Source organism: Leptonema illini DSM 21528 (assembly GCF_000243335.1).
Classification (GTDB): Bacteria; Spirochaetota; Leptospiria; order Leptospirales; family Leptonemataceae; genus Leptonema; species Leptonema illini.
This window is the reverse complement of sequence record NZ_JH597773.1, coordinates 3,348,888-3,370,279: the sequence shown is the minus strand read 5'-3', so window position 1 is coordinate 3,370,279 and position 21,392 is coordinate 3,348,888. Positions and strand designations below refer to the sequence as shown.

The following is a 21,392-nucleotide window of genomic DNA, read 5'->3' as shown; positions in this document are numbered from 1 at the left end:
CTCCGAACAGTCTCGAAAAACAAGTTTTCTGAGACTGAGAATCAGTAAAATTCACAGGCGGGCGCCGTCAACCCTTCTGTAAGGCGTCTATAAGGGCATCGATCTTTGAATAGATGCCTCCAAATCCGCCGTTTGACATGGCGAGGATCAAGGTCGGAACTCCGACGCCTTTTTGCAGATGGTCCTTAAGCTGCTCGAACAGCTGATCGGGCGATGCGGCAAAATGCGCGCTCCGCCCCGACTGCTTGAGCGACTCCACCAGCCCCGCCACGTCCAGCCTTTCATCAGACGCTACCTTGCCCGGATTGAATACATCGGTGAGAAAGGCCTCGTCGAGGGCCGAGAAGGCCTGTTCATACTCTTTCTGAAAGGTGTTGCGATGCGAGGTGGCGCTGCGGGGCTCAAAAAGCCCGATGATGTGATGATGCGGATACGCCTGCCTGGCGGCGTCTACGGTGACCTGCACAGCGGTCGGATGATGGGCGAAATCCTCCATAAAGACGATCTCTTTTCCCGTCGGAGTTCCGACCTGCCGGCGGATCTGCTGTCGCCGCAGCACGCCGGGGAAGTTGCTCAGCGCTTCGAGGATCTTTTCGCCCGAAACGCCGAGCTGCCGGGCGATCAAGGCAGCGCCGAGGGCGTTTGCCGTGTTGTGGGCGCCGATAAAGGGGACGTCGGCATCTCCGATTCCATCAAGGTAGATGCGCCGGGCCTCCCGACGAAAGCCCGAAAATCCGGTCGGAGTTCCGACCTGATCCAGCAGATCCCCATCTGCCGCAGATCCATACCAGAGAGACTGCCCCGCCGGCAGCGACTTCATCACCTCGCGCACGCCAGACGACCCGGCAAAGGCGGCGACGTTGCCCGTCGACGGAATCCAGCGCAGCAGCAGACGGAAGGCGCGCTTGTAGGCCTCGAAGTTTTCGTAGATATCGGCATGATCGAACTCAACATGCGTGAGCACCAGATCGGTCGGTCGGTAATGCAGGAACTTCGGCCCTTTATCAAAGAAGGCCGTGTCATACTCGTCGCCTTCGATCACGAAAAGCTCGGCTCCGGGCAGAGCATACCCCGGATGCCCATCGGCGCGGATGCCTCCGGCAAAGAGGCCGGGCTTGCGTCCCGCATGATGCAGGATGTGATGTAGCAGGAACGATGTCGTCGTCTTGCCGTGTGTGCCGGCGATGACCTGCACACGGCGTCCTTTTAAGAAGAAATCGTAGAGCGCTCCCGACATGCTTGTAAGAGGCAGGTTATGATCGAGCACCTCTTCCAGTTCGATATTGCCGCGTGAGATGACGTTGCCGACGATATACAGATCGGCATGCGCTCTGCCGTCCGAATAGATGCGGCTGCGATCGAACGGACCGGCCTCGATGTTCCATTCTTTAAGCCGGTCCGACATCGGAGGATAGAGGGCCTGATCAGAGCCGGTGATCGTATGGCCGGCCTCTTTTAACATGGCGGCCAGGTTGCCCATGGCCGCTCCGCCGACGCCGATCAGATGGATGCGCATGGCTCCAGTTCGCAAAGCGCCCCGTGCCGGTAAAGCGCATTCAGACGAGCGGTTTCACTTGCTCGTAAAGATCGTGTCCGGCGATCCAGCCAGGAACGACGACATGCACGGCGCCGTCGGCCTTCAGTTCTTCGGCCTCATGTGGATCATCGCAGGTCATGATATGCTGTGCATGCGGAGCAAGCGTCTTCAAGACCGAAAGCAGGCGACGGTTGGTGATGCCTTTCAAGAAAACGTCGGATATCGAGCAGATGACAAGCGAGGCCTCTTCAATGCCGCTATGATGCAGGCTTTCCGGATGTGCGAGGTCGCCATACACCCATTTATAACCGCGCTGTTCCAGCGAGGCGCGCAGGCTCGGATTATAATCGACGACAAGGATGCGCTTAACGAGTTCGGGCTCTTCGCGTTCCAGACGCTCAAGCAGTCCCTGAGCGATACGGTAGCAGCCGAGCAGCACGATGTCGCGGTGATCGCCTTCTTCTTCGTCGCCGCGATCCTTTTCTCCTTTTTCGCGAAATCCGACCGTGGCAAAGAGCTTCATAAACATGCGCGCAAGCTGTGCATTGAACAGGATCGTGTAGGTGGACGTGAGCGCTCCGAGTAGCATCGCCGTAAGCACAAGGGATTGCAGCTCCGTCGATACATGAGCAAAGCCGGCGCCGAGTGTAAGGATAACGAGCGAGAACTCGCTGATCTGCGACAGGTTCAACGAAGAGAGCAGTCCGGCACGAAGCCCGGTACCTGTGAAATAGGCCGTCGGTACCATCGTGATGATGCGCGAAACAAAGACGAATACAAGCAGCAGAGCGGCCAGTCCGAGCATCTCAAGCGACGGAAGCGGCACCTTCATACCCAGAGCGACAAAGAACAGGGTAATGAAAAAATCGCGGATGCCCGATACCTTCGAGATGACGTCGTTGCCCTGCGGGAAGGCGGCGATACTCATGCCGGCGACAAGGGCGCCCATCTCAAGCGAAAGACCCGTGAACGAGGCGAATCCCGCTACGGAAAAGCACCACGCCATCGCCGTAAGCAGCACCAGCTCCGGACTGCTTGATGCGCTCGAGAAAAGACGCGTCAGAACGAACTTGCTGATCGAGAACGAAAGCACGACGAGTCCGGCGACGCCGGCGAACGAACGCAGGATGGTTAACGGTTGTGGATCGCTGAGGTTCGGCTGCACGCCCATAAACAGGATGGCCCACAGGTCCTGAAAGACGAGGATGCCGAGCGTAATACGTCCGGCGACGGTCTTGATCTCGAACTTCTCCTGAAGCAGTTTGACGACGATCAGAGTCGAGCTGATGGAAGTGGCGACGGCAAGATAGAGCGTGTCGTAGGGGCCGTCACCGACCTTGAAGATTTCGAGCTGAAAGACGAGCAGGCCTATGGCCACCGATCCGACGAACTGGATAACGCCGAGAAGAAAGAGTTCTTTGCCGAGCTTCATGAGATCGGGCAGGCGGATCTCAAGGCCGATGATGAAAAGCAGCATCAGCAGACCGATCTCTGAAATCAGATGAATGCTCTCTTCGTTCTTGACGATACCGATGCCGATATTCGGACCGAGCACGGCGCCGGCGACGATATAACCGAGAAGCAGAGGCTGCTTGAGTAAGCGGGCCAGATAGGCTGTGACGCCGGCAAAGACGATACTCCAGCCGATGTCCTGTATGATGGTCAGGCCGTGATGGTCCATGAAAAACTCCGTTCGTTAGTCATCGGCACGATCCTGCTTCAGAACATTTCGGATGTCAGAAGAGATCGAGCAGTATGCGCGTCGTTAAAAGAAGATTATAAGCAAGTAGGAGAGCGACGACAGGCAGAAGAAAAACTCCGCCGAAGGCGATAAGCATGGCCGCCGTTCTGCGAATTGTTGCCTTTTCGTGCAGGGCCTGAAAGTGTACGATCTGAATCAGGGAGTAGGCGACGGCGGCCAGAAGCATCAGGTATCCGAAAAGCGGATGAATCCAGAAGAAGAGAAGCGAGGCCGAGACGGGCAGGGCAAAGAACAGAGATCTGTTATGCTGCTCGGGATCGATTTCGGCCGACCGGGTGGGGCCCGGTGTGAAACGGTTTTCGAGAAAGCGATCATAGAGGCCGACGAAGGTTAGAAAGAGCAATACGATGAAGGCAGGTATGAGCATGCCACGAACCGTCGTCAGCAGAGCCTTGAACAAAGGAGTATTCTCGTAGGAGAGCACGCGGTACCAGAGATAAGGGCTGAAAAGCAGAATCGCAAGATAACCGAGTAGAAAGGGCAGATGGTCTTCGCGAAAATCTCGCATGCCGCGTCCCGGTGTGCGCTCCTTGCGTATTTGCAGAGCCCTTGTGGGATCGTTCAATATGGCCTCAAGCCATCGTATCGTGCGGAGCGGATCGCGCATGCTGTGCTCAGATCCTTCATAAGGGCCGTCCGGTAAACCTTTTTCTCCCGACTCGGTTTCGTACTTGCCCGCACGAATCGTCGGAGGAAAGCATTCTCGTGCGACTGCTGCGAAAAACAGGCTGGATTCTTCTGTCCGTCCTCTCGTTTCTGCTGCTGGGGCTGGCCTTTGTGCCCGTTCTCTTTCCCGTCGTGCTGGCCGTGGCGATTCCGCTTGCGCTGTTTATGGTCGCCCTGCTCTGGAAGGCAAGAAGACAGGGGGAGTTCGAGCGCCTGACCTCTGATCCGACCGGCCCGGTTCGCCGCATCGAAAGCCGAATTTTGCGCCGCAGCATCTTTGCAATGGGCACCTCGGTGATTCTCTACGTCCTGCTCTGGCTACACAGCCAGTTCTTCTACATCGGTCCTCTGAAAAGGGATCAGGAACCCTTCCGGCAGGATGCGATCGAGCAATTCCGCGAAGGGCAGAAGCCGTAATCGTTTTGTAACAGGGGCCGCCTCTTTTTTGTTTGCCATCCGCGGATGATGTGCATGCTGTAGGCACCGTGAACATCGCCATCTTTACCGATACTTTTCTTCCGAAAATCGACGGCATCGCCGTTTCCGTCGATCATTTCTGCCGTCTTCTGGCCGACAAAGGCCACAAATTCACCATCTGCTGTCCGAAATATTCGGAGGGCGAAGAACCCGATTATGGTCCGGCCATCCAAACCTACCGATTTAAGAACACATCTCTTCCGTCGTATCCCGACGTGAAGGTCGTCCTGCCATCGCAGAAAAAAATCCTGAAGGCGGTGCGTGACTTCAACGCCGATATCATTCATATTCAAACGCCCGGACTGCTCGGCCAGTACGGTGTGCTTGCCTCGAAGATGTATGGCATCCCCATGGTGGGCACATATCATACGCTTGTTTCAGAGCAGGAGACGTATCTCTCATTCTATCGTCTGCTCAAGGTGGATAAACTTCTCGATTACTTCAAGGCCGATAAGAAGGTGAAGAAGCGCCTTGAAAAGCTTGAAAAGGTCGAACAGATAGCGACGGGCGGCCTGAAAAAGGCGCTTATCTGGAAGCTGACAAATAAGTTATACGAAACCTGCGAGACGATTATTACGCCGAGCGAGATGATCAAGCAGGAGCTGCTCGAACACGACGTGAAGAAACCGATTGCCGTCATCTCAAACGGGATGGACTTTACTCTGTTTCGTAATGGTGCGGTGAAAGAGGTTCCGCAGCGTGCTCCGAAGCTGATCCACGTCGGCCGCATCTCATTCGAAAAGAACGTCGAAATTGTACTGCGGGCGCTGGCTCTGCTGAAAGAGCGTTTTCCAGGTATCACGCTCGATGTATATGGCGATGGTCCGGCGCTGACGTCGATGAAGATTGAGGCGCGCCATCTCGGCCTGCTGGACGACGTTACGTTTCACGGCTTTGTCTCGCGAGAGACGCTGCCCGATGTTTATCCGAACTACGATCTTTTTCTTACCGCTTCGACGATGGAAACGCAGGGCCTTGTCGTACTTGAAGCGATGGCCTGCGGTCTGCCTTGCGTCGGTGTGAGCGCTTTTGCTCTGCCCGAGCTGATCCAGGAAGGCCGCAACGGTTTCGTAGTAAAACCCGGGCACCATATCGACATGGCAGAGCGCACCGAGAGGATTCTGAAAGATCCGGCGCTGTATAAGGCGTTCTCGACTCAGAGCCTTGAGATCGCAAGCGAACATAACATTCTCGAATGCGCTGATCGATTGGAAGCGCTTTACGAAAAGGTCATCGCCGACTATCGCAGCGATCGTCAGAAAGGGCCCGTCTATCAGCCGGTGCATCCGGGGGAGGAAGGCGGCGTTATCGAGCAATGAGGGCGCGATACGGGCGCGGTAAATCCCAGGCATGCACGAATAAGGGCTGAGTACAGGGTTACGGGGCGGGCGGATGCTATGTTTGCAGGATTCTCGTGAGTTTTCTGGTGATCGCATCGACCGAAATGGTGCAGATGACTACTGGGTTCCAGTGGTCCTTCTCCCAAACTGAAGGAGTTCCTCCATCGTCCAGAGAGAGTACCCCCATTGCGATCAACATCAGGTAAACGAAGATATAACACCGGGAAAACCCCGTAGCATTCGAAATCGCCGACAGCCTCCCCCAATCCCGGTCATCCGGGTAAAAATTCACACGCACCAGGTTCTGCTCTCCTTCCTGATATTGCTTCTTCCACTTACCGGTCCTCTCAAGGAAGCCGAGTTTGTAATCCAGCTCTGGATCATTCATAAGCCCGCTCAGATAAGAGGCAAGAGCCCAATGTCCGATTTTTATGTAGGGGCTTCGCCAGAAGAACCGCTTAAAATACGATTCAGGAATGAGTAGTGTTGAGCGAGAGCGGTAGTATGGCTCTTGATCCACGCAAGTCTGTTCGTTCATACAAGTGGAAGGTCGAAAAAGGGCCAAACTGGAAAAAGAATTCCTGCGGCAACGATTACCTTTGGGGCAGGTTCTCGCACCAGTCATCGTTTTCCAATGTCGGAGTCGGGCAACGGGAAGCCCGCTTATGTCTCATACAACGAATTTGCGGGCTTTTTTATTTGTTGCTCAGATATCGAATTCGTTTTTGTGGTCTTTATTCCTTAAAAGGCATTCGGGCTACGGAAAAAGATCCTTTTTACGTCGTCACGGGCCGAAACTGGAAGAAAGCCCACCGGGCAGGATCAGGACTATGCGCAATTCCGTTAAGATGATCGGTTCTATGGCCGCTCTCATGCTGCTTGGCATCACACAGCCCGAGCACGCACATCAGGACCAGGATAAGATCAGCCGACCGAGCTATAAGATCGGCCCCGAAATCGAATCGGTTCGCAAACAGCTCACGGGCGTCGTTGAAAAATACGGCGGAACGGCGGATCTTCCCGGCATATCCTACGAATTCTATTACTTGCATGAGCCCGTTGTCGTTGCCGGCAAGGAGCTCGGCCCTTCGTCTCCTGTATCGATCGCTTCGACGAGTAAGTCTTTTACATCCTTTGCCATGCTTCGACTGGCTCGTGAGGGTAAGGTCGATCTGGATGCTCCGATATCGAGATACCTGCCGGATTTTGCAAAGCATGAACTGGATCGCCGCCGCCCGGTGACGGTGCGGCATCTGCTGCAGCATCGCTCGGGCATCCCCTATGCAGGCGGCAAGGGCATTTCTGTAAACGGCGTCTATGTGCCCGCACCTCGCGTTCCCGCCGGTCGTTATTTCGAGTATTCGAATATGAACTATGAGCTTGTGGCCACCATCATGGAGCGCGTCACCGGCAAGCCGTTCAAGCAGCTCATGGAAGAGCTTGTCATTCGTCCTCTTCATCTTAAGAATACGCATCTTGCCGGGCACGCACATGGCTCGTCGGGCGTCGTCAGTACGACGAGCGACATGTCGGCCTTCGCAGATTTTCTGATACAGGACTATGAGCTGTATCGCGAAGGTTCGTTCATTCAGGAGCTGGCCCGTCCGCCGGCCGGCGTTCCCTCAACAGGCAATCAGGATTATTACGGACTTGGCTGGCGAGTGACGCTCAAGAACGGCGAGATCTTCAGCATGTATCATGCCGGAGACTGGAATCAGGGCGTTTCGCTTCTGATGATCTATCCGCAGCATGCCGCTTCGTTTTCCTATCTCGCCAATCCGCCCGACTACCGATCCGCAGCCGTGCAGGATGTCAAAGGAAGCATGATGGCTTACTCGACTCTTCTTGCAGAGCGTCTGGCGAAGAGCACGGCTCAGCTGCCCAATCCGCCGAGAACACCTTCGGCGCGGGCGCCGGCAAAATCGTACATTGGTAAGTACAAGAGCGAATACAACGGCGTCACCATCAAGGTGATGATACGCAACAATCGTCTGGCCATTGAGCGAGCCGGGCAGGTCATTCCTCTTGCGCCCATCAATGACTGGGAATTCCAGGGCGATTCGCAGTATTTGACGTATCAATTTTTTTTCGATGAAAAAAATAAAGTTGTCGGTGTGACTGATTACACGTCCTATTACGCGAAAGAAGAACTCTGACCTCGTTTCCATCGTCTGACGGAATAGAGGATGAGAGAAATCCTTCGGAGTTGCTGTGTTCCGTTCCGTCGCGTACCTGTTTACAATCAGCGTCTTTTCCCTGCTGCCGCTTTCGGGGTGCGAATCGTCGCGGTCCGAGCGCGACAGTCTTTTTACCGAAGCCATCGCCCCTGTTACCGACGGAGATCGCATAGAGGCAAGCAAGCAGCGTCTTGAACGCTTCATATTGCATAGCTATTCGCGCCGTCTGTTCCCCTCGTTTGCCGTCGGCGTCTTTGATCGACGCGGATTTCTGTACACCTACTATATCAATGCAGACGCCAACAAGAGCTATTCCACCGGCTCTGTAACAAAGCTTCTGACGGCGACCCTTTTCCAAATGCAGCTGGAGCGCAAGCGCCTGCAGCCTCATGAGGCCATCGACCGGCACTTCCCTGAGTTTCAGGAGTTGAGATGGAATAACGAGCCGGTAACCTTGCAGAATCTGATTACACATACGGGTGGTTTCCCCGATCTGCGTTTTTATAAGAAGCCCGATTTCCGCAAGATGGAGTCGATCGATCTGAAGGTGCCGATGCCCATCTATCCGCCCGGTCGGCACTATCGTTACTCAAATCACGGGTATATCATGCTCGGCCATATCCTCGAAAAGACCTGTGGAGATTCGATAGAGAATTGTATGAAGCGTGAGATCTTTGATCCGCTTGGAATGACCGAATCTACGGGCCCGAAAACGGGAGCAGGCGGCTTTGTTACGACGCTGCATGATCTCATGCTGTTTGGCCGCCTGTATCTGAACGGAGGCACCGTCGACGGTAAACGCCTTCTGAGCAAGGCCTCAATCGAGCAGATGGTGCATCCGGGGTTTCATATTCCTAAGTCCGACCACAACTATTTCACCGGCCGCGGCTGGCGCGTGAAAACCGACGAGAAAGGCGTGGTGACGATGTTCCATATCGGAGGCGCCAATTATACAAGCGCCTGGCTTCAGCTTTTCCCGCGTTACGGAGTGGGCATCTGCTATCTCGGCAATCCGCCCGAGTACTCCGATCCGTTGATGAACTATCTGAGCGGCGTGCAGTATCTGCTTGGCGATGTGGCGGGCGCCTACGCGAACTCGCCACAACCGGTCTATGCCTGGAAGGCTGATGCACCGAAACCCGAGCTGGTGGCGCAGTTCCCGGGGGTGTATATTGACCCGCAGACGTCCGAAACGCTTGTCGTGTATACCGAGCAGCGCGCCGAGACACAGCATATCATGGTCAGGGGATCATGGGCCTATGAGGTCTTTCCCGAGACGCATCATGTCTTTAACGGCGGTCGGGATTTCCTCACACATCAGTTTGTCGTCGACCCGGCGACCGGCAAAGTGGTCGCCCTGGCTAACGGCTTTGGTTACTACGAGAAGCAAGCCACAGGTGAAAAGAGCCTGTCAAAAGCCGATTGAACCGGTTTTGTTAAGCGGCAGCTTCAACTCGCTTAGATCCACGCCGGCGAATTTGAAGGCTGCCGTTCCCTTCAACTCATAGTTAATCGCACTTCCTTTTAGCAGAGGAAGGATAGCCTTTACCGATTCTTTGAGCGGCACGTCCGTGCTGATCCGTATTTTCGAGGATTTCCCGTCGGGGCCGGCCTCGGCCGAAGTCGTCTTACCTTCGAAGACGCGGCTGCCGCCGAGCATCATTGTATAACCCATCTGATCAAAGTTGAATTTCGCCCCTCCACGATTGTTCACGGTAAGGTCGACATCCATGCCAAGCGGAATCTCGTCTTTAAAGACCGAGCTTACAAGGGAACTCAGATCAGGTCGGCGGATCTGCACGGAATCGATGGTGACGTCGGGTAAGAATGAAGGCACTGTCTTCTCAACGTTAAAAGGAACGCTGATCTTCTCGGGCATTCCGGGAAGAGTGACGGGAAAATCGGCCGCTCCCTGAAATCCGACCTTGAACGATTCGACAAGGCTCATCGACCTCACGATGCGATAGAGATCGGCGTACTTCAGCGTCAGATCAAGAGGAACGGGAGTCGATGCTCCGGCTTTAACCGAGATCGGGCCGCTCTGCATCTTTGTAAGCGGCTGGTCGTTGATCTTCACATCAAGCTTGAGCAGGCTCTGCGGAAGAGGAACGGGAAGATGATTGAGAAGCTCGGCGTCGATGTGAAAGGTAATCGATTCAAGACTGAGATCTTTGACCGTAAAGGCGTTGATCTTGAACTCCGGTTGGGCGTTCGCGAGTATCTTCTGAAAGAGGGAGCAGGAGGGCAGCAGGGCGATCATTGCCATCGAGGCAAGAAGCGTCAGACGTCGTGTGAACAGCATGATTGATTTTGCATGGCGCTTCTTTCCTGTCAAGCAAGCAGGAGGTGGCGCAGCAGGCCCGTGGGATCGATCTGCAACTTTGCCGCATCGTCGTACCGTATTGGACCGAAGACAGGAAGGCCGCTGAAATCGGCGATCGTGCGCATATTGTCTTCGGTTGAGCGTTCTTTAGGGCCAGAAAAGGCGATGCCGACGACGGGAATCTGGTGATGACGCAGGGCTTCGAGACTCAGCAGTGTGTGATTGATCGTGCCCAGTCCGGTCCGCGCCACAAGCAGAACGGGCGAATCCATTTCGGCAAGAACGTCGATCCAGAGCGTATTTCGATTGAGCGGAACAAGCAGGCCGCCGGCGCCTTCAAGAATCAGATCATGGTCCATGCTATGAAACGCTTCGAGAATCGATTCCGGTTCGATGCTTTTGTCTTCAAGCTCGGCGGCAAGATGCGGACTGAGCGGCTCTGTGAAACGCAGGCCGGCGATGACGCGATCGCAGCGCGAGATCCGGCGCACGGTCGCCGTATCGTCATCCTTCGGATAACCCGTCTGCACGGGTTTCCAGTAATAGAGATTGTCGTTCAGCGGACCGTACTGCCGCAGCAGCGAGCCGCTGATGACGGTCTTGCCTGCATCGGTGTCGGTTCCGGCGATGATCAGTGCTTTGCGGGCCATAGCGATCTCTATTGCTACCTTGCGGAGAGTTGATCGAGTACGGATTGCAGCGCCCGTCGCGGAGGATGTGCACCGACAAGGGTCAGGCGCTTCTGGACGTTGCCCTGCCGATCGACGAATGCCAGAGCCGGTGCGCCATAGACGCCGAACAGATCAAGGGCCGGGCCTTCCCAGATGGCGGAGTCGGTGATGTCTATGCGAACGGGAATCCAGCCGGCGGCGATAGAATCAGCAAACTCAGCGGCGAGCAGTTCTTCAAGCTCATGGCAGTTTGAGCACCAGTCGGCATGGAAGTAAAGCAAAAGCGGACGATCCTCTTTTTTTGCAAGAGCAGACAGCGATGATAACATTCCGTCAGGGCGATTCTTTTCAAGATCGGTATTCCAGGAAATGCCTGAAGCGGGCGGCCGGCCGCAAAAAAAGAGGCTGAAGAATGCGAGAAGAAGAAGCGATACAGCGGCTGAGATCTTAGAGAGAGAAGTGTTCATATTGCGTTAGTCCGCAAGCGCGTCAGCGAAAAAACCCTTTACGCACGAAGCAGCGCCGGAAGAGTTTCAACAGGCTCTGACGAATGTATTTGATAAGAATGAAACGAAAACTCTTTTTTATTGCACCTCTGCTTTTCCTGTCTTCTCTGCTGGTGGCCCAGAGCCCTCCTCGTCATACGTTGCGCATCGGTCCGACGGTGATGCATGCGCCGAAGGGCTGGCGACCGGCGACGGCACAGCGTCGTGAGTTCGATTTCGGCGAACACAGGCTTATCGTCTTTTCGCGCTCTTTCTCGCGAGGCGACCTCTGCTATGTAGAGATCGTAAGACGCCCCGCTTCGAAGGCCAGCCCGAAATCCGAAGAGCAAACCGCTGAAAAAGACGCTCACACCGAAAACCCGCGCTCAGAACGGGCGTCTCAAACGGAAAAGATAGGAGAAGCGGTGGATCTCATCGAGCATCATCTCTATTATAAAGGCTCCATACAGAGACAGGTCCATCTGCATGCCTTTTCAGATGGATGGCAGGGACTGTTCTTGATTCCGCCCGATCAGAACGGCGATACGTATCTTACATGGACGCAGAAGGTTAAGGCCGATACGCGCAAAGACGTCTTCCATCTTCCCGTGCATCTGAAAAGCTTTCCCGAATCGAAAAGCGTGCTTCCTTTCGCGAAAGAGTTCGTCGATCCCGATAAGAGCAAGGCGGCGGTTCTTGCAAAGAGGCTTGAAGAGGAGCGAGCGATGAAAGGTCGCGCCTTTTCTCATCGCTCGGCCTGGGCCTTTACGAATGAGCTATCACATCCGCGCGATATGCATTATATCACGTCTCCTTTTTATGCAAGTCGTCTGAATCAGCGGTATAAAGACGAAGGAGGTAAGCGCACCTATCTGCCGCCGGTGCGGTCTATTCACAGAGGCCTTGATTTTCGCGGCGTTACGGGCGCTCCGATCTTTGCCATAGCGCCTGGAACGGTGGTGCTCGCGCACGACATGCATTTCGAGGGCGGATTCACATTAGTCGACCACGGTAACGGTATCTTTACGGGTTATATGCACCAGCATCGCATACACGTGAAAGTGGGCGATACGGTGAAGGCCGGTCAGCTGATCGGCGACGTCGGAGCGACGGGAATGGTAACGGGAGCCCATCTGCACCTGGCGATCTGGGTGCAGGGTATTCCCGGCGATCCGCTCAGTCTGCTTTCTCTTCCGTTGCGGTGATCCCGCCGACGGTCAGGCCTTTCATGATTTCGAGAACGAAAGGATGATGAGGAAGTCCTTCGACGAAAGGCTCGCGAAACCATAGCATGAATGTGCGACTGCCGGCGCCAGGACCGGCCATCGGAACCGACACAAGAGCATAACCGGCCTGTACTGTCTTAGCCTGAAACCGGTCTTCGTAAAGCCAGAGCGTTTCGTTGCAAGAAAGCGATCCACACCGGCTTTCGCGCTCTCGCATTTCTGCTCGGCCGATGCCTCCCTGTCGCTGCAGTTTATCAAGATCGCTGCTTACCTGAACGTTCCAGAGCTTTGCCGGGAATCCGTCGGGAACGAAAAGCACGGCGGCCATGGGAATCGCCTTCGCGTCTTCTGGATTGGTCGTCAGCACAAAGGCCGGCGTCAGGCCGAAGAATCCATCGGACTCTGCATCGGCAAGCTGCTGCATTGCTGCCGGCCGGGGAGCGGTCAACACGGGCTCAGACGCTCCGCTCTCAAAGAGCAGGATGCGACCACCTTCTTTTTTAATAGAAAACTGTACCTCGGACTTTCGCTGCTCCTGCCTTACGAGTAGATTCAGGTAAAGCAGCTGTTCGGCCTGATGCAGACGGAGGCTTCCGTACAGAGAGGCGAAGAATATCATGCCGAGCGAGAAGACGGCCGTGTAACGAAGTCCCGCCACGAACGAAAAAATCAGCGCAAGACAAAAGACGAGAACCCAGGGAAGAAAGGTCTGTCCTATATCTAAAAGTAGCGCAATCCAGGAAAATAGGGCGATCCCCGAAAGAAAGAGACGGGGCTTTGCCGAATTCATTCGTTCATGGTATCTTACGGCAAGGGCGGCGAGAGCCGTCGGAATAAGAGCCGGCAAAAGTGAGAGCAGCAGGCGCATGGCAACTGGCCAGGGCTGCGGCTGCACGACGAAAAGAAGAACCGAAACGATAAGAGTCAGCAAACCTGTTCCGACAGGACGGCGCAGGAAAAGAATTGTATTCTGTAAAGAGGTTCTGAGCATAGCCAGTAGGTCAGCTCAGCGTTCATGTATGATACCGCAAATCAAAAAAACGGATTCTTTGCTCACCATCACGGTCGATGACGTTTCTTATATCGAGGACCGCTATCTCATCAACCACCTTGAGGCAAACGGGTATTTTGACGGCTCGGTCGACAGAGTGGAGCTCAGTCTCCGTTATGTCTCACATATCAATTCACTCTGCATCACTGAGATCATCCACATCTACAATCGATTTGGCGACGCCCTTCGCGGAGGCGAAGTGAAGATGGCGCTTGTCGATTTGCAGCCTCCGATGCTCAACGTCCTGCGTCTGATGCAGGTGGGGCCATTTCTGGAGCTGCGTCCGCTTGCATGAGGCTGTCGGCTCTTCTCTGCTTGCTGCTCGCTCTTCTGAGCTGTCAGAGTACGGGGCCATCGTGGAAAAAAGGACCGGCACAGGAATCAGGCAGACTGCAATACTGGGCCGAACCGGGTATCGAGCGTAGCGTCACCGAAAAGACCACAGAGATGATCCTCTTTAGCGACTGGCTTGCCGGGTCGCTTTTTCCAGGATACGATATCGGCCGCGTAAAAGTCGTTTTTTATAAGGACCATCAGAGTTATGCGCGTTTTCGACCGGGCTCGGTGGACTCGCTTGCGCATTTCCACATGCGGACGGCTATTGTACATCTGCCCGTCGACATCGCCGAAGAGGGCTGGAGACATGAATTCGTTCATGCCGTTCTGCATGCAAGATTCAAGGATTATCCATTCTGGATGCAGGAAGGTGCGGCATTGCTTCTACAGTCTGCTGACAGAAAACGTCCGCTTTGCGGTGCACCATTGCAGCTTCCAGAAGGCCTTCGGGGATTTCGGTCGCGGCTCTTGCAACGCCGTCTCCCGCTGCCAGTCAACAGAGACGCCGAGCTGCGAAGAAAAGGAATATATGAAGAAACGGCGCTGGCAGGCTATTTTGCTTACTTCCTGTGGCAGCGCAGGCTGTTTATCCACCTTGTAAAGAAAGCGGCGGATTCTGAACAGGATTCATTTCTAATCTTGCTGGGAGGTGACTATAAACTTCTTAAAAGAATGGAAGAAGACTTTTACGAGTGGCTGAGTTCACCTCTTGCTCTTCGCCCTTCCACCGGTTGCTGAATTCATGGAAATTTATAAATAAAATGTAATTTTCAAAATCCGATCGGTTTTTTATTTGCCTTTTACAAACCAATTTCAAGAATACGGCAGAGAAATTTTAAGGAGAGGGTTATGTTCGAATCAAAAAAATACGCTCCATCGGAAGAGTTTGTTCGGAATAGCAACCTGACGAAAGATCAGTACGAGGAGATGTACAAAAAGTCCATCTCGGACCCCGAAGGCTTCTGGGGGGAGCAGGCAGAACGTCTTACATGGTTCAAAAAATGGGATAAGGTTCTGGAGCATGACTTCGCCAACGCTAAGGTTGAGTGGTTCAAAGGCGGCAAACTGAACGTAGCCTATAACTGTCTTGATCGTCATCTGCAAACGCCCGCAAAAAACAAAGCGGCCATCATCTGGGTAGGCGACAAACCCGGCGAAACGAGAACCTACACCTATCAGCAGCTTCATCGTGAGGTCAGCCTGCACGCCAACGTACTCAAACGTTTCGGAATCAAGCGCGGCGATCGCGTGCTTATCTATCTTCCTATGATTCCCGAGCTTGCCATTTTTGCTCTGGCATGTACCCGTATCGGTGCCGTGCATTCCGTGGTATTCGGCGGATTCTCGCCTGAGTCGTTACAGAGCCGTATCGACGACGCCAAGCCTTCTTTGATCGTCACTTCCGATGCAGGATTTCGCGGCGGTCGTATCATCGACATGAAAAAGAATATCGATGAGGCGCTTCAGAGGTCCGAGCATAAGGTGCAGCATGTCATCGTCGCCGAGCGTGTGGGTAACGAAACCTACACCGTATGGAACGAAGGTCGCGACCATCACCTGCGCGATATTCTGAACAGCCCCGACCTCTCTGACGAATGCCCGCCTGAAGAGATGGATGCAGAAGATCCGCTTTTCATTCTCTATACGTCGGGTTCCACCGGCAAGCCCAAGGGCGTTCTTCATACGACGGGCGGCTATCTGCTCGGCGCCAACATGACCTTCAACTATGTCTTCGATCACAAACCAGACGATACGTTCTGGTGCACTGCCGACATCGGATGGGTAACGGGCCATAGCTACATTCTTTACGGACCGCTTTCGAATGGCGCGACGTCTCTTATGTTCGAAGGCGTTCCTTCGTATCCCGATGCGGGTCGATTCTGGCAGATCTGCGACAAGTTCGGCGTCACCGTATTCTATACGGCTCCGACGGCCATCCGTGCGCTGATGCGCGAAGGCGTGAAGTGGGTCGAAAAGCACCGTCTGAACACGCTGCGACTGCTTGGATCGGTGGGCGAACCTATCAACCCGGAGGCATGGGAATGGTATTACCATAATGTAGGTAAAGGCCGTTGTCCCGTCGTCGATACATGGTGGCAGACCGAAACGGGTTCTATCATGATCTCTCCGCTTCCGGGAGCGATCGACGCGAAGCCTGGTTCGGCAACGAAGCCATTCTTCGGCATTGAACCGGTCATCGTCGATAACGACGGAAAAGAGCTCGAAGGAGCGGCATCGGGTAACCTCTGCATCAAGCAGCCGTGGCCGTCGATGATGCGCGGAGTCTATGGAGATCCGGAGCGTTTCTTCAACACCTATTTCGTGCAGTTCAAGGGTTATTATTTCACCGGTGACGGTGCAAACCGCGATGAAGACGGATACTACTGGATCACCGGTCGTGTGGACGACGTTCTTAACGTGTCGGGCCACCGTCTCGGCTCGGCCGAGGTCGAATCGGCTCTTGTAGAGCATCAGTCCGTCGCCGAAGCGGCCGTTGTGGGGTATCCGCATGACATCAAGGGTCAGGGAATCTACGCCTATGTGACCGTGAAAAACGGCGTTCATACGAACGACGAGCTGAAGAAGGAGCTTCTTGAGCTTGTGGCCGAGAAGATCGGTAAGATCGCTCGTCCGGACGTCATCCACTGGGCGCCGGGCCTTCCGAAAACGCGATCGGGCAAGATCATGCGTCGTATTCTGCGTAAGATCGCCGAGGGCGAGTTCTCGAACCTGGGCGACATCTCGACGCTTGCTGATCCGTCGGTCGTGGCGACGCTTGTCGAAGACAAGCAGAAGTATCACAGCTGAACCATCAACCCGTATCTACCGGGAGCCAGGCTCCCGTTTTCCCCTTGCCCGGTCGTATGGCCGGGTTTTTTTTCGCCCGTGGGACCTCGCCGAATCGTCTGCCTGACCGAAGAACCGACCGAGCTTCTGTATTTGCTCGGCGAAGAAGATCGTATTGTAGGAATTTCCGTCTATGCGAAACGGCCCGAACGAGCGGCAAAGGAGAAGCCAAAGGTTTCTTCGTTTATCGCCGGCAACGTTGAAAAAATCGCCGCTCTCAGGCCCGATCTCATCATCGGTTTCAGCGATATTCAGGCGAACCTTGCCCGTGATCTGATCTCTGCCGGCCTGCCTGTGCTCATCACGAACCAGCGCAGCCTTGAAGAGATCCTCGAAACGATGCAGATGCTCGGCTGTCTTGTCGGTGCGGCAGAAAAGACCGGGCGGCTGATCGGCGAGTGGAAGCGGAATCTGGATCGCTTTGCCGTGCAGGGCAGGCAACTGGCAGATCAGGTCGGAACTCCGACGGCCCTTTTTATGGAGTGGGAGGATCCCTTTATTACCGGCATTCGATGGGTGTCGGAGCTGATCGAGCTGCTTGGCGCCCGGGACGTCTTTGCGTCATTGAAGGAAAAGACGCTGGCAAAAGACCGTATCGTCACGCTCGAACAGGCGCGGGCGACCGAGGCCGATGTGCTCATCGGTTCCTGGTGCGGGAAGCCGATGAACAGGCAATGGATTCAAGATCATCTGAGCACTTTGCCGGCTGTGCAATCTGGCCGGGTGCATGAGATCGAATCCGAGATCATTCTACAACCCGGGCCGGCGCTCTTTACCGATGGAGCTCCGGCAATGCTTGAAGCGCTTTATTCTGCACGTTACTGATGTTACAGGCACAGCGGTAGGGCGCACGCTCTCGGATAATCGAGGTGCGCGATTCCTTGCCTGTGAGAATGAGTCTCAAAAAACGGATATAATGGCACGGAAATGGTTCAGCGGGACCATTCCGTCGATTTGTGCGCAAGATCAAGGTCGGAGGATGTAATGAGCGATTCAAGAGAACAGGATGTTCAAAATGATAAGGAACGGTATGAGCGAAAAGGCCAGCAGCTCGCTGCGATCGGCGCCTTTTTCGCGGGAACTGCCGTTGCACTGGGAGCCTTTGGAGCACATGGCCTGAAAAAGGTACTGTCGGAGGCCGCGCTGACAGTATATCGGACGGGCGTCGAGTACCAGATGTATCATGGCCTGGCACTCTTAGCTCTGGGCCTCGGAATCCGAGTTCTGAGCTCGCAGGTCGGAACTCCGACCTTACTCAAACGGCTGAATACCGCAGCCATCTTCCTTATCATCGGTACTTTGATTTTCTCGGGAACGCTCTATATATACACACTTGCCGGAGTGAGGCTGGCCGCCATGATCACGCCGGTCGGAGGAGTTTCGTTTTTGATTGGCTGGGCGCTGATCGTCATTGCTCTGATTCAGAACAGACGATCTTCCTGAAGTGGAGCCCGTCCGATAATCGCAGCCGTCGGATTCACGGCAAAATCGCGGGTTCGGTAGAGCACGGGCAATAGCTTCTGGCCGTAGCCCTGCTCTTCTTCGACAAGGCAGTAGCTACCCGTTCGCAGGCCGTGATACACATGCTGAATGAGCGGCAACGAGGCCGGCGTTTTCTTATGCTTGCGCATCAGCTCTTTTTCAAGGTCTTGAAGACACTGATAAAAAGGGAGCACCTCGCGGTCATACCAGTAGAGAGGAGGCTTCTGCCATAACTCGCCGAAGATGTCTTCGAGCTTCCAGGGGCCGTCGCCCTCGGGCGATGCCGAATCGGGGGGCTCGATCCAGTCCCTTCGCAGCTGTCGGATGAGCAGGTACAGCCGCATGCCCACCGACTGGAAGGGCAGGTGTGCCAGGGCCTCACGATCCGTATGCCTTTTCAGCCAGACGAGAAAGGCACGCTTCTCGGCCAGGCTGAGCCGGTGCAGCGTCTGAAACAGAAAAGGCTGTGATGTCGGCGAGGTATCGGTCTTCCAGGCTTCGAGGAATTCGGCCGGCATGTAGAACTGGCCTTCGAGCTGGATCACCGGCGAGCGTTCGAGAACCTCTCGTTCCGCGGAGCTGAGTTCGGTGCGCGGAACGGGGTCGCCCTTCTCAATACTGATTCCAAGCCATTCGCAGGCCTCGGGCCTGAAATCGGTTCGAATCTTCTCTATTAGAGAGCGACATGTCTCGGCCTTGCGTTCCGGATGACGAAGGAGGATGCCCAGTCGACGTTCGAGGCGTCTTCGTTCTTCATCGGGCAGTTCGCCGCATATATCAGAAAGATACAGCATGCAGAGGGCTATAGTACATGCCCATTCTGACTGTCAATTCGTACCCGGCGTATTTCTGAGTTTCGCGAAGAAAACCGGGTGCCTCCGGTCCTCTCGCCCGGAAGTGAGGAAAGCGGATTGACCGGGTACAGTGTTCCCTGTACGTGGCCTTTATGGCCCGTCAGTGTGATATTTCCGGAAAAAAGACGTCGAGCGGCAATACGATCTCCCATTCGCACCGCAAAACGAAGCGCAAATTCAAGGTGAACCTTGTCGAGAAGAAGGTATTTCTCGCTGACGAGAATCGCACCGTCCGTCTGCGTGTTTCGGCTCGTATGCTGAAAACGCTGAACAAGAAGGGCGCAAAGTCTCTGATCAAAAAATACGGCCAGGATCTCTCTGTTCTCAAAGCTCCGAAGTGAGCAAGAAAGAAGCTCTTTATATAGACGAGATATACGGGCGCCTGAAGCGCAAGTTCGGCCCCGTTTCCTGCCCCCTTCACTATCAAAAACCCTACCAGCTTTGCGTTGCCGTCATCCTCTCTGCTCAATGCACGGATGAGATGGTGAATCGCGTCACGCCCGAACTTTTCAAGGCTTTCCCTGATCCCCGCTCGCTTGCAGAGGCACCTGTCGCCGAGGTCGAGAGGCTCATCCATTCAACGGGCTTTTACCGTAACAAAGCTCGCAATATACAGGGCTTCTGCAGGGCTCTCGTAAACGAGCATGGCGGCAAAGTACCGCAGACGATCGAAGAGCTCGTAAAGATGCCCGGAGTGGGTCGTAAAACGGCCAACGTCGTTCTACAAGAACTATACGGAATCTCAAGCGGCTTTGTCGTCGATACGCATGTGCTTCGCCTGAGCCGGTTGCTCGGCCTCAGTCATGCGAAGGATGCGGTGCGCATGGAGAAGGATCTGATGCAAAAGGTTCCGCCGAAATACTGGATGGATCTTTCTCTTTATCTGATCTTCCTCGGTCGTTCCGCCTGTGTGGCCCGACGACCCCGCTGCACCGAATGTGTGCTTTCAGATGTATGTCCGTCATCAACTGTAGATACTAAAAGGCCTGCCCCGAAGAAAGGCAGGCCTTCATTGCATCAGGACTGAGCATTCTTGCTCGTCATGAATGCTGGATCGGATGCTTGGTCGCTCTGTTAACGCTCCGCCGCCTTCGTTACCTCGATCTGAATCTGTTTTTTGAGATTCGGGCCCGAGACATAGTGCACGCATTCGCAGTTCTGCCATGATCCGCCTTCTCCGGTCGGAGCGCATTCCTTTTGCTGAACGCCTTTGATCTGTCCGTTTCGCAGCGAGGTGATGGCGTAATTGGTCGTCTGCCCGTCGAGCATGCCCGACTGCGCTTCTAACGATTCGCCGACCATCTTGCGGATGATGTTGTCCAGGGCTTGCAGCTTCGAGGATTCCATACATGTTGTTTTCATCATGGCCGGATCGCCTTTGTTGATGGCAAGTTCGCTTGCCCGTGCAGGTGTTTTTACGTAATAAACGTCGATCTCTCCTTCGCGCTTCCATCCTTCAAGCTGTTCGCCGCCGTTCACGCTGTCGACGGATGCACACGTGGCAAGCAGCGCCGCCATTCCGGCAATCATAATCCTTTGCAACATAGGTTCCTCCAGGTGGATTCCTTCTTACAGACGATCAAAGTCCGTTCAGGTTCGTACGATGCCGGCCCCACAGAGACCGTCAAGCATGCTTTCTGCGGGCAGGAGGAGCGTTGCACCCTGTAAAAAGGTTCAGCACTGGCGGACTTAGAACCATTCTATGTTCGGAGTGTTTTGAGAAGCGTTCTTGTTATCATCTCTGTTTTAGTAAATTTATCAAAGTATTTGTCAGCGAAAAGGCCGTTTGCTCCGTGGTGTAGGCTCAGTGTTTGCAAATCCGTGCTTTGATATCGGTTTTTGTAAATAGTGATTGACCGGCCGTTTTTCGGCATAAGTTGATTGAAAGATGACGGTAAAAGCGGGAAAGATCGTCATATTGCGATGAAGCGATTTAGTGTCGCTGACGTGTATTGTTTATGGAAGAACAGGATGGCAGAGGCTGAAATGAATTGCCTTCTGCCCCTCGGCGACGAAAACTGGCTTGAAGCAGCGTCGCTGCCCTGTTCGGGGGCCCTTAGCTCAGTCGGTTAGAGCAGGAGACTCATAATCTCTTGGTCCCAGGTTCGAGTCCTGGAGGGCCCAAACGGAGATTCCGATTCCTGTAAACTGAGGCATC

General features: G+C 54.5%; 22 protein-coding genes and 1 tRNA gene. 13 read left to right on the top strand and 10 right to left on the bottom strand.

Features of this window, described 5'->3' with window-relative positions; all coding sequences use genetic code 11:
* Positions 1-67: 67 nt before the first annotated feature.
* Genes LEPIL_RS15390 through LEPIL_RS15380 form a run of 3 tightly spaced genes read right to left on the bottom strand, consistent with a single transcriptional unit; the run spans position 68 to position 3,906 of the window.
* A complete protein-coding gene (locus LEPIL_RS15390; protein ID WP_002773802.1) occupies positions 68-1,516 on the bottom strand; it encodes a UDP-N-acetylmuramate--L-alanine ligase in 1,449 nt (482 codons plus the stop codon).
* 40 nt (positions 1,517-1,556) lie between these two features.
* A complete protein-coding gene (locus LEPIL_RS15385) occupies positions 1,557-3,218 on the bottom strand; it encodes a cation:proton antiporter (RefSeq protein ID WP_002773800.1) in 1,662 nt (553 codons plus the stop codon).
* 55 nt (positions 3,219-3,273) lie between these two features.
* A complete protein-coding gene (locus LEPIL_RS15380; RefSeq protein ID WP_002773798.1) occupies positions 3,274-3,906 on the bottom strand; it encodes a hypothetical protein in 633 nt (210 codons plus the stop codon).
* A 98-nt stretch (positions 3,907-4,004) separates the two neighbouring features.
* Here LEPIL_RS15380 and LEPIL_RS15375 point away from each other — a divergent pair, with 98 nt between their 5' ends.
* Together LEPIL_RS15375 and LEPIL_RS15370 are read left to right on the top strand one after the other, a co-directional pair.
* Complete coding sequence (locus LEPIL_RS15375; RefSeq protein WP_002773796.1) at positions 4,005-4,382, top strand: hypothetical protein; 378 nt, start codon at positions 4,005-4,007, stop codon at positions 4,380-4,382.
* 68 nt (positions 4,383-4,450) lie between these two features.
* Entirely contained in the window at positions 4,451-5,761 is a 1,311-nt protein-coding gene (locus tag LEPIL_RS15370) for a glycosyltransferase (RefSeq protein ID WP_052608529.1), read from the top strand.
* A 76-nt stretch (positions 5,762-5,837) separates the two neighbouring features.
* Here LEPIL_RS15370 and LEPIL_RS15365 read toward each other — a convergent pair whose 3' ends face one another.
* Positions 5,838-6,320 carry a DUF1564 family protein gene (locus LEPIL_RS15365; RefSeq protein WP_002773792.1) on the bottom strand — a complete coding sequence of 161 codons (483 nt, stop codon included), beginning with the start codon at positions 6,318-6,320 and terminating at the stop codon, positions 5,838-5,840.
* Between the two features lie 292 nt (positions 6,321-6,612).
* Here LEPIL_RS15365 and LEPIL_RS15360 point away from each other — a divergent pair, with 292 nt between their 5' ends.
* Complete coding sequence (locus tag LEPIL_RS15360; RefSeq protein WP_002773790.1) at positions 6,613-7,938, top strand: serine hydrolase domain-containing protein; 1,326 nt, start codon at positions 6,613-6,615, stop codon at positions 7,936-7,938.
* A gap of 55 nt (positions 7,939-7,993) precedes the next feature.
* Positions 7,994-9,385: a serine hydrolase domain-containing protein gene (locus LEPIL_RS15355; protein ID WP_002773788.1), complete on the top strand. Its 1,392-nt coding sequence runs from the start codon at positions 7,994-7,996 to the stop codon at positions 9,383-9,385.
* On the opposite strand, the gene LEPIL_RS15350 is transcribed toward LEPIL_RS15355, so the two are convergent.
* From LEPIL_RS15350 to LEPIL_RS15340, 3 genes are read right to left on the bottom strand one after another with little or no spacing between them, the layout of a single operon-like run.
* Positions 9,371-10,261: an LEA/WHy family protein gene (locus tag LEPIL_RS15350; protein ID WP_002773786.1), complete on the bottom strand. Its 891-nt coding sequence runs from the start codon at positions 10,259-10,261 to the stop codon at positions 9,371-9,373. The genes LEPIL_RS15355 and LEPIL_RS15350 overlap by 15 nt on opposite strands.
* A gap of 29 nt (positions 10,262-10,290) precedes the next feature.
* Positions 10,291-10,932 carry a dethiobiotin synthase gene (bioD, locus tag LEPIL_RS15345; RefSeq protein WP_002773784.1) on the bottom strand — a complete coding sequence of 214 codons (642 nt, stop codon included), beginning with the start codon at positions 10,930-10,932 and terminating at the stop codon, positions 10,291-10,293.
* Positions 10,933-10,946: 14 nt separating this feature from the next.
* On the bottom strand, positions 10,947-11,420 hold the full coding sequence (locus LEPIL_RS15340; protein ID WP_002773782.1) for a thioredoxin family protein: 474 nt from the start codon (positions 11,418-11,420) through the stop codon (positions 10,947-10,949).
* A gap of 98 nt (positions 11,421-11,518) precedes the next feature.
* Here LEPIL_RS15340 and LEPIL_RS24065 point away from each other — a divergent pair, with 98 nt between their 5' ends.
* Positions 11,519-12,643: a M23 family metallopeptidase gene (locus tag LEPIL_RS24065; protein ID WP_052608400.1), complete on the top strand. Its 1,125-nt coding sequence runs from the start codon at positions 11,519-11,521 to the stop codon at positions 12,641-12,643.
* Here the strand turns inward: LEPIL_RS24065 and LEPIL_RS15330 are convergent.
* Positions 12,615-13,655 carry a hypothetical protein gene (locus LEPIL_RS15330; protein ID WP_002773779.1) on the bottom strand — a complete coding sequence of 347 codons (1,041 nt, stop codon included), beginning with the start codon at positions 13,653-13,655 and terminating at the stop codon, positions 12,615-12,617. The two genes, LEPIL_RS24065 and LEPIL_RS15330, sit on opposite strands and share 29 nt — an antisense overlap.
* Positions 13,656-13,683: 28 nt before the next feature.
* Here LEPIL_RS15330 and LEPIL_RS15325 point away from each other — a divergent pair, with 28 nt between their 5' ends.
* The 5 genes from LEPIL_RS15325 to LEPIL_RS15305 all read left to right on the top strand — a co-directional run bounded on the left by LEPIL_RS15325 (position 13,684) and on the right by LEPIL_RS15305 (position 18,341).
* Positions 13,684-14,010 (top strand): hypothetical protein, encoded by a 327-nt coding sequence (locus LEPIL_RS15325; protein WP_002773777.1) that lies wholly within the window; start codon positions 13,684-13,686, stop codon positions 14,008-14,010.
* The gene (locus LEPIL_RS15320) at positions 14,007-14,789 is read left to right on the top strand and encodes a hypothetical protein (protein ID WP_002773775.1); all 783 of its coding nucleotides are present in this window, start codon (positions 14,007-14,009) and stop codon (positions 14,787-14,789) included. The genes LEPIL_RS15325 and LEPIL_RS15320 overlap by 4 nt, the downstream gene beginning before the upstream one ends.
* Before the next feature lie 111 nt (positions 14,790-14,900).
* A complete protein-coding gene (gene acs, locus LEPIL_RS15315; RefSeq protein WP_002773773.1) occupies positions 14,901-16,859 on the top strand; it encodes an acetate--CoA ligase in 1,959 nt (652 codons plus the stop codon).
* A gap of 78 nt (positions 16,860-16,937) precedes the next feature.
* A complete protein-coding gene (locus tag LEPIL_RS15310) occupies positions 16,938-17,723 on the top strand; it encodes an ABC transporter substrate-binding protein (protein ID WP_002773771.1) in 786 nt (261 codons plus the stop codon).
* Positions 17,724-17,882: 159 nt separating this feature from the next.
* Positions 17,883-18,341 (top strand): DUF423 domain-containing protein, encoded by a 459-nt coding sequence (locus LEPIL_RS15305; RefSeq protein ID WP_002773769.1) that lies wholly within the window; start codon positions 17,883-17,885, stop codon positions 18,339-18,341.
* Here the strand turns inward: LEPIL_RS15305 and LEPIL_RS15300 are convergent.
* The gene (locus LEPIL_RS15300; RefSeq protein ID WP_002773767.1) at positions 18,320-19,174 is read right to left on the bottom strand and encodes a hypothetical protein; all 855 of its coding nucleotides are present in this window, start codon (positions 19,172-19,174) and stop codon (positions 18,320-18,322) included. The two genes, LEPIL_RS15305 and LEPIL_RS15300, sit on opposite strands and share 22 nt — an antisense overlap.
* A gap of 152 nt (positions 19,175-19,326) precedes the next feature.
* Here LEPIL_RS15300 and rpmB point away from each other — a divergent pair, with 152 nt between their 5' ends.
* Together rpmB and nth are read left to right on the top strand one after the other, a co-directional pair.
* The gene (rpmB, locus tag LEPIL_RS15295) at positions 19,327-19,575 is read left to right on the top strand and encodes a 50S ribosomal protein L28 (RefSeq protein ID WP_002773765.1); all 249 of its coding nucleotides are present in this window, start codon (positions 19,327-19,329) and stop codon (positions 19,573-19,575) included.
* Positions 19,536-20,261 carry an endonuclease III gene (nth, locus tag LEPIL_RS15290; protein WP_052608398.1) on the top strand — a complete coding sequence of 242 codons (726 nt, stop codon included), beginning with the start codon at positions 19,536-19,538 and terminating at the stop codon, positions 20,259-20,261. Before rpmB ends, nth begins: the two co-directional genes overlap by 40 nt.
* Positions 20,262-20,308: 47 nt before the next feature.
* Here the strand turns inward: nth and LEPIL_RS22370 are convergent, their stop codons facing one another.
* A complete protein-coding gene (locus tag LEPIL_RS22370) occupies positions 20,309-20,779 on the bottom strand; it encodes a hypothetical protein (RefSeq protein WP_002773760.1) in 471 nt (156 codons plus the stop codon).
* A 505-nt stretch (positions 20,780-21,284) separates the two neighbouring features.
* Between LEPIL_RS22370 and LEPIL_RS15280 the strand changes: the two genes are divergently transcribed.
* A tRNA-Ile gene (locus LEPIL_RS15280) sits at positions 21,285-21,358 on the top strand.
* Positions 21,359-21,392 lie beyond the last annotated feature (34 nt).

What these genes read in the sequence shown, in the direction of transcription:
- LEPIL_RS15390 (WP_002773802.1), bottom strand. Translation starts at nt 1,516, where the DNA reads ATGCGCATCCATCTGATCGGCGTCGGCGGAGCGGCCATGGGCAACCTG.
- LEPIL_RS15385 (WP_002773800.1), bottom strand. Translation starts at nt 3,218, where the DNA reads ATGGACCATCACGGCCTGACCATCATACAGGACATCGGCTGGAGTATC.
- LEPIL_RS15380 (WP_002773798.1), bottom strand. Translation starts at nt 3,906, where the DNA reads ATGCGCGATCCGCTCCGCACGATACGATGGCTTGAGGCCATATTGAAC.
- LEPIL_RS15365 (WP_002773792.1), bottom strand. Translation starts at nt 6,320, where the DNA reads ATGAACGAACAGACTTGCGTGGATCAAGAGCCATACTACCGCTCTCGC.
- LEPIL_RS15360 (WP_002773790.1), top strand. Translation starts at nt 6,613, where the DNA reads ATGCGCAATTCCGTTAAGATGATCGGTTCTATGGCCGCTCTCATGCTG.
- LEPIL_RS15350 (WP_002773786.1), bottom strand. Translation starts at nt 10,261, where the DNA reads ATGCTGTTCACACGACGTCTGACGCTTCTTGCCTCGATGGCAATGATC.
- bioD (WP_002773784.1), bottom strand. Translation starts at nt 10,932, where the DNA reads ATGGCCCGCAAAGCACTGATCATCGCCGGAACCGACACCGATGCAGGC.
- LEPIL_RS15340 (WP_002773782.1), bottom strand. Translation starts at nt 11,420, where the DNA reads ATGAACACTTCTCTCTCTAAGATCTCAGCCGCTGTATCGCTTCTTCTT.
- LEPIL_RS24065 (WP_052608400.1), top strand. Translation starts at nt 11,519, where the DNA reads ATGAAACGAAAACTCTTTTTTATTGCACCTCTGCTTTTCCTGTCTTCT.
- LEPIL_RS15330 (WP_002773779.1), bottom strand. Translation starts at nt 13,655, where the DNA reads ATGCTCAGAACCTCTTTACAGAATACAATTCTTTTCCTGCGCCGTCCT.
- LEPIL_RS15325 (WP_002773777.1), top strand. Translation starts at nt 13,684, where the DNA reads ATGATACCGCAAATCAAAAAAACGGATTCTTTGCTCACCATCACGGTC.
- LEPIL_RS15320 (WP_002773775.1), top strand. Translation starts at nt 14,007, where the DNA reads ATGAGGCTGTCGGCTCTTCTCTGCTTGCTGCTCGCTCTTCTGAGCTGT.
- acs (WP_002773773.1), top strand. Translation starts at nt 14,901, where the DNA reads ATGTTCGAATCAAAAAAATACGCTCCATCGGAAGAGTTTGTTCGGAAT.
- LEPIL_RS15305 (WP_002773769.1), top strand. Translation starts at nt 17,883, where the DNA reads ATGAGCGATTCAAGAGAACAGGATGTTCAAAATGATAAGGAACGGTAT.
- LEPIL_RS15300 (WP_002773767.1), bottom strand. Translation starts at nt 19,174, where the DNA reads ATGCTGTATCTTTCTGATATATGCGGCGAACTGCCCGATGAAGAACGA.
- rpmB (WP_002773765.1), top strand. Translation starts at nt 19,327, where the DNA reads ATGGCCCGTCAGTGTGATATTTCCGGAAAAAAGACGTCGAGCGGCAAT.
- LEPIL_RS22370 (WP_002773760.1), bottom strand. Translation starts at nt 20,779, where the DNA reads ATGTTGCAAAGGATTATGATTGCCGGAATGGCGGCGCTGCTTGCCACG.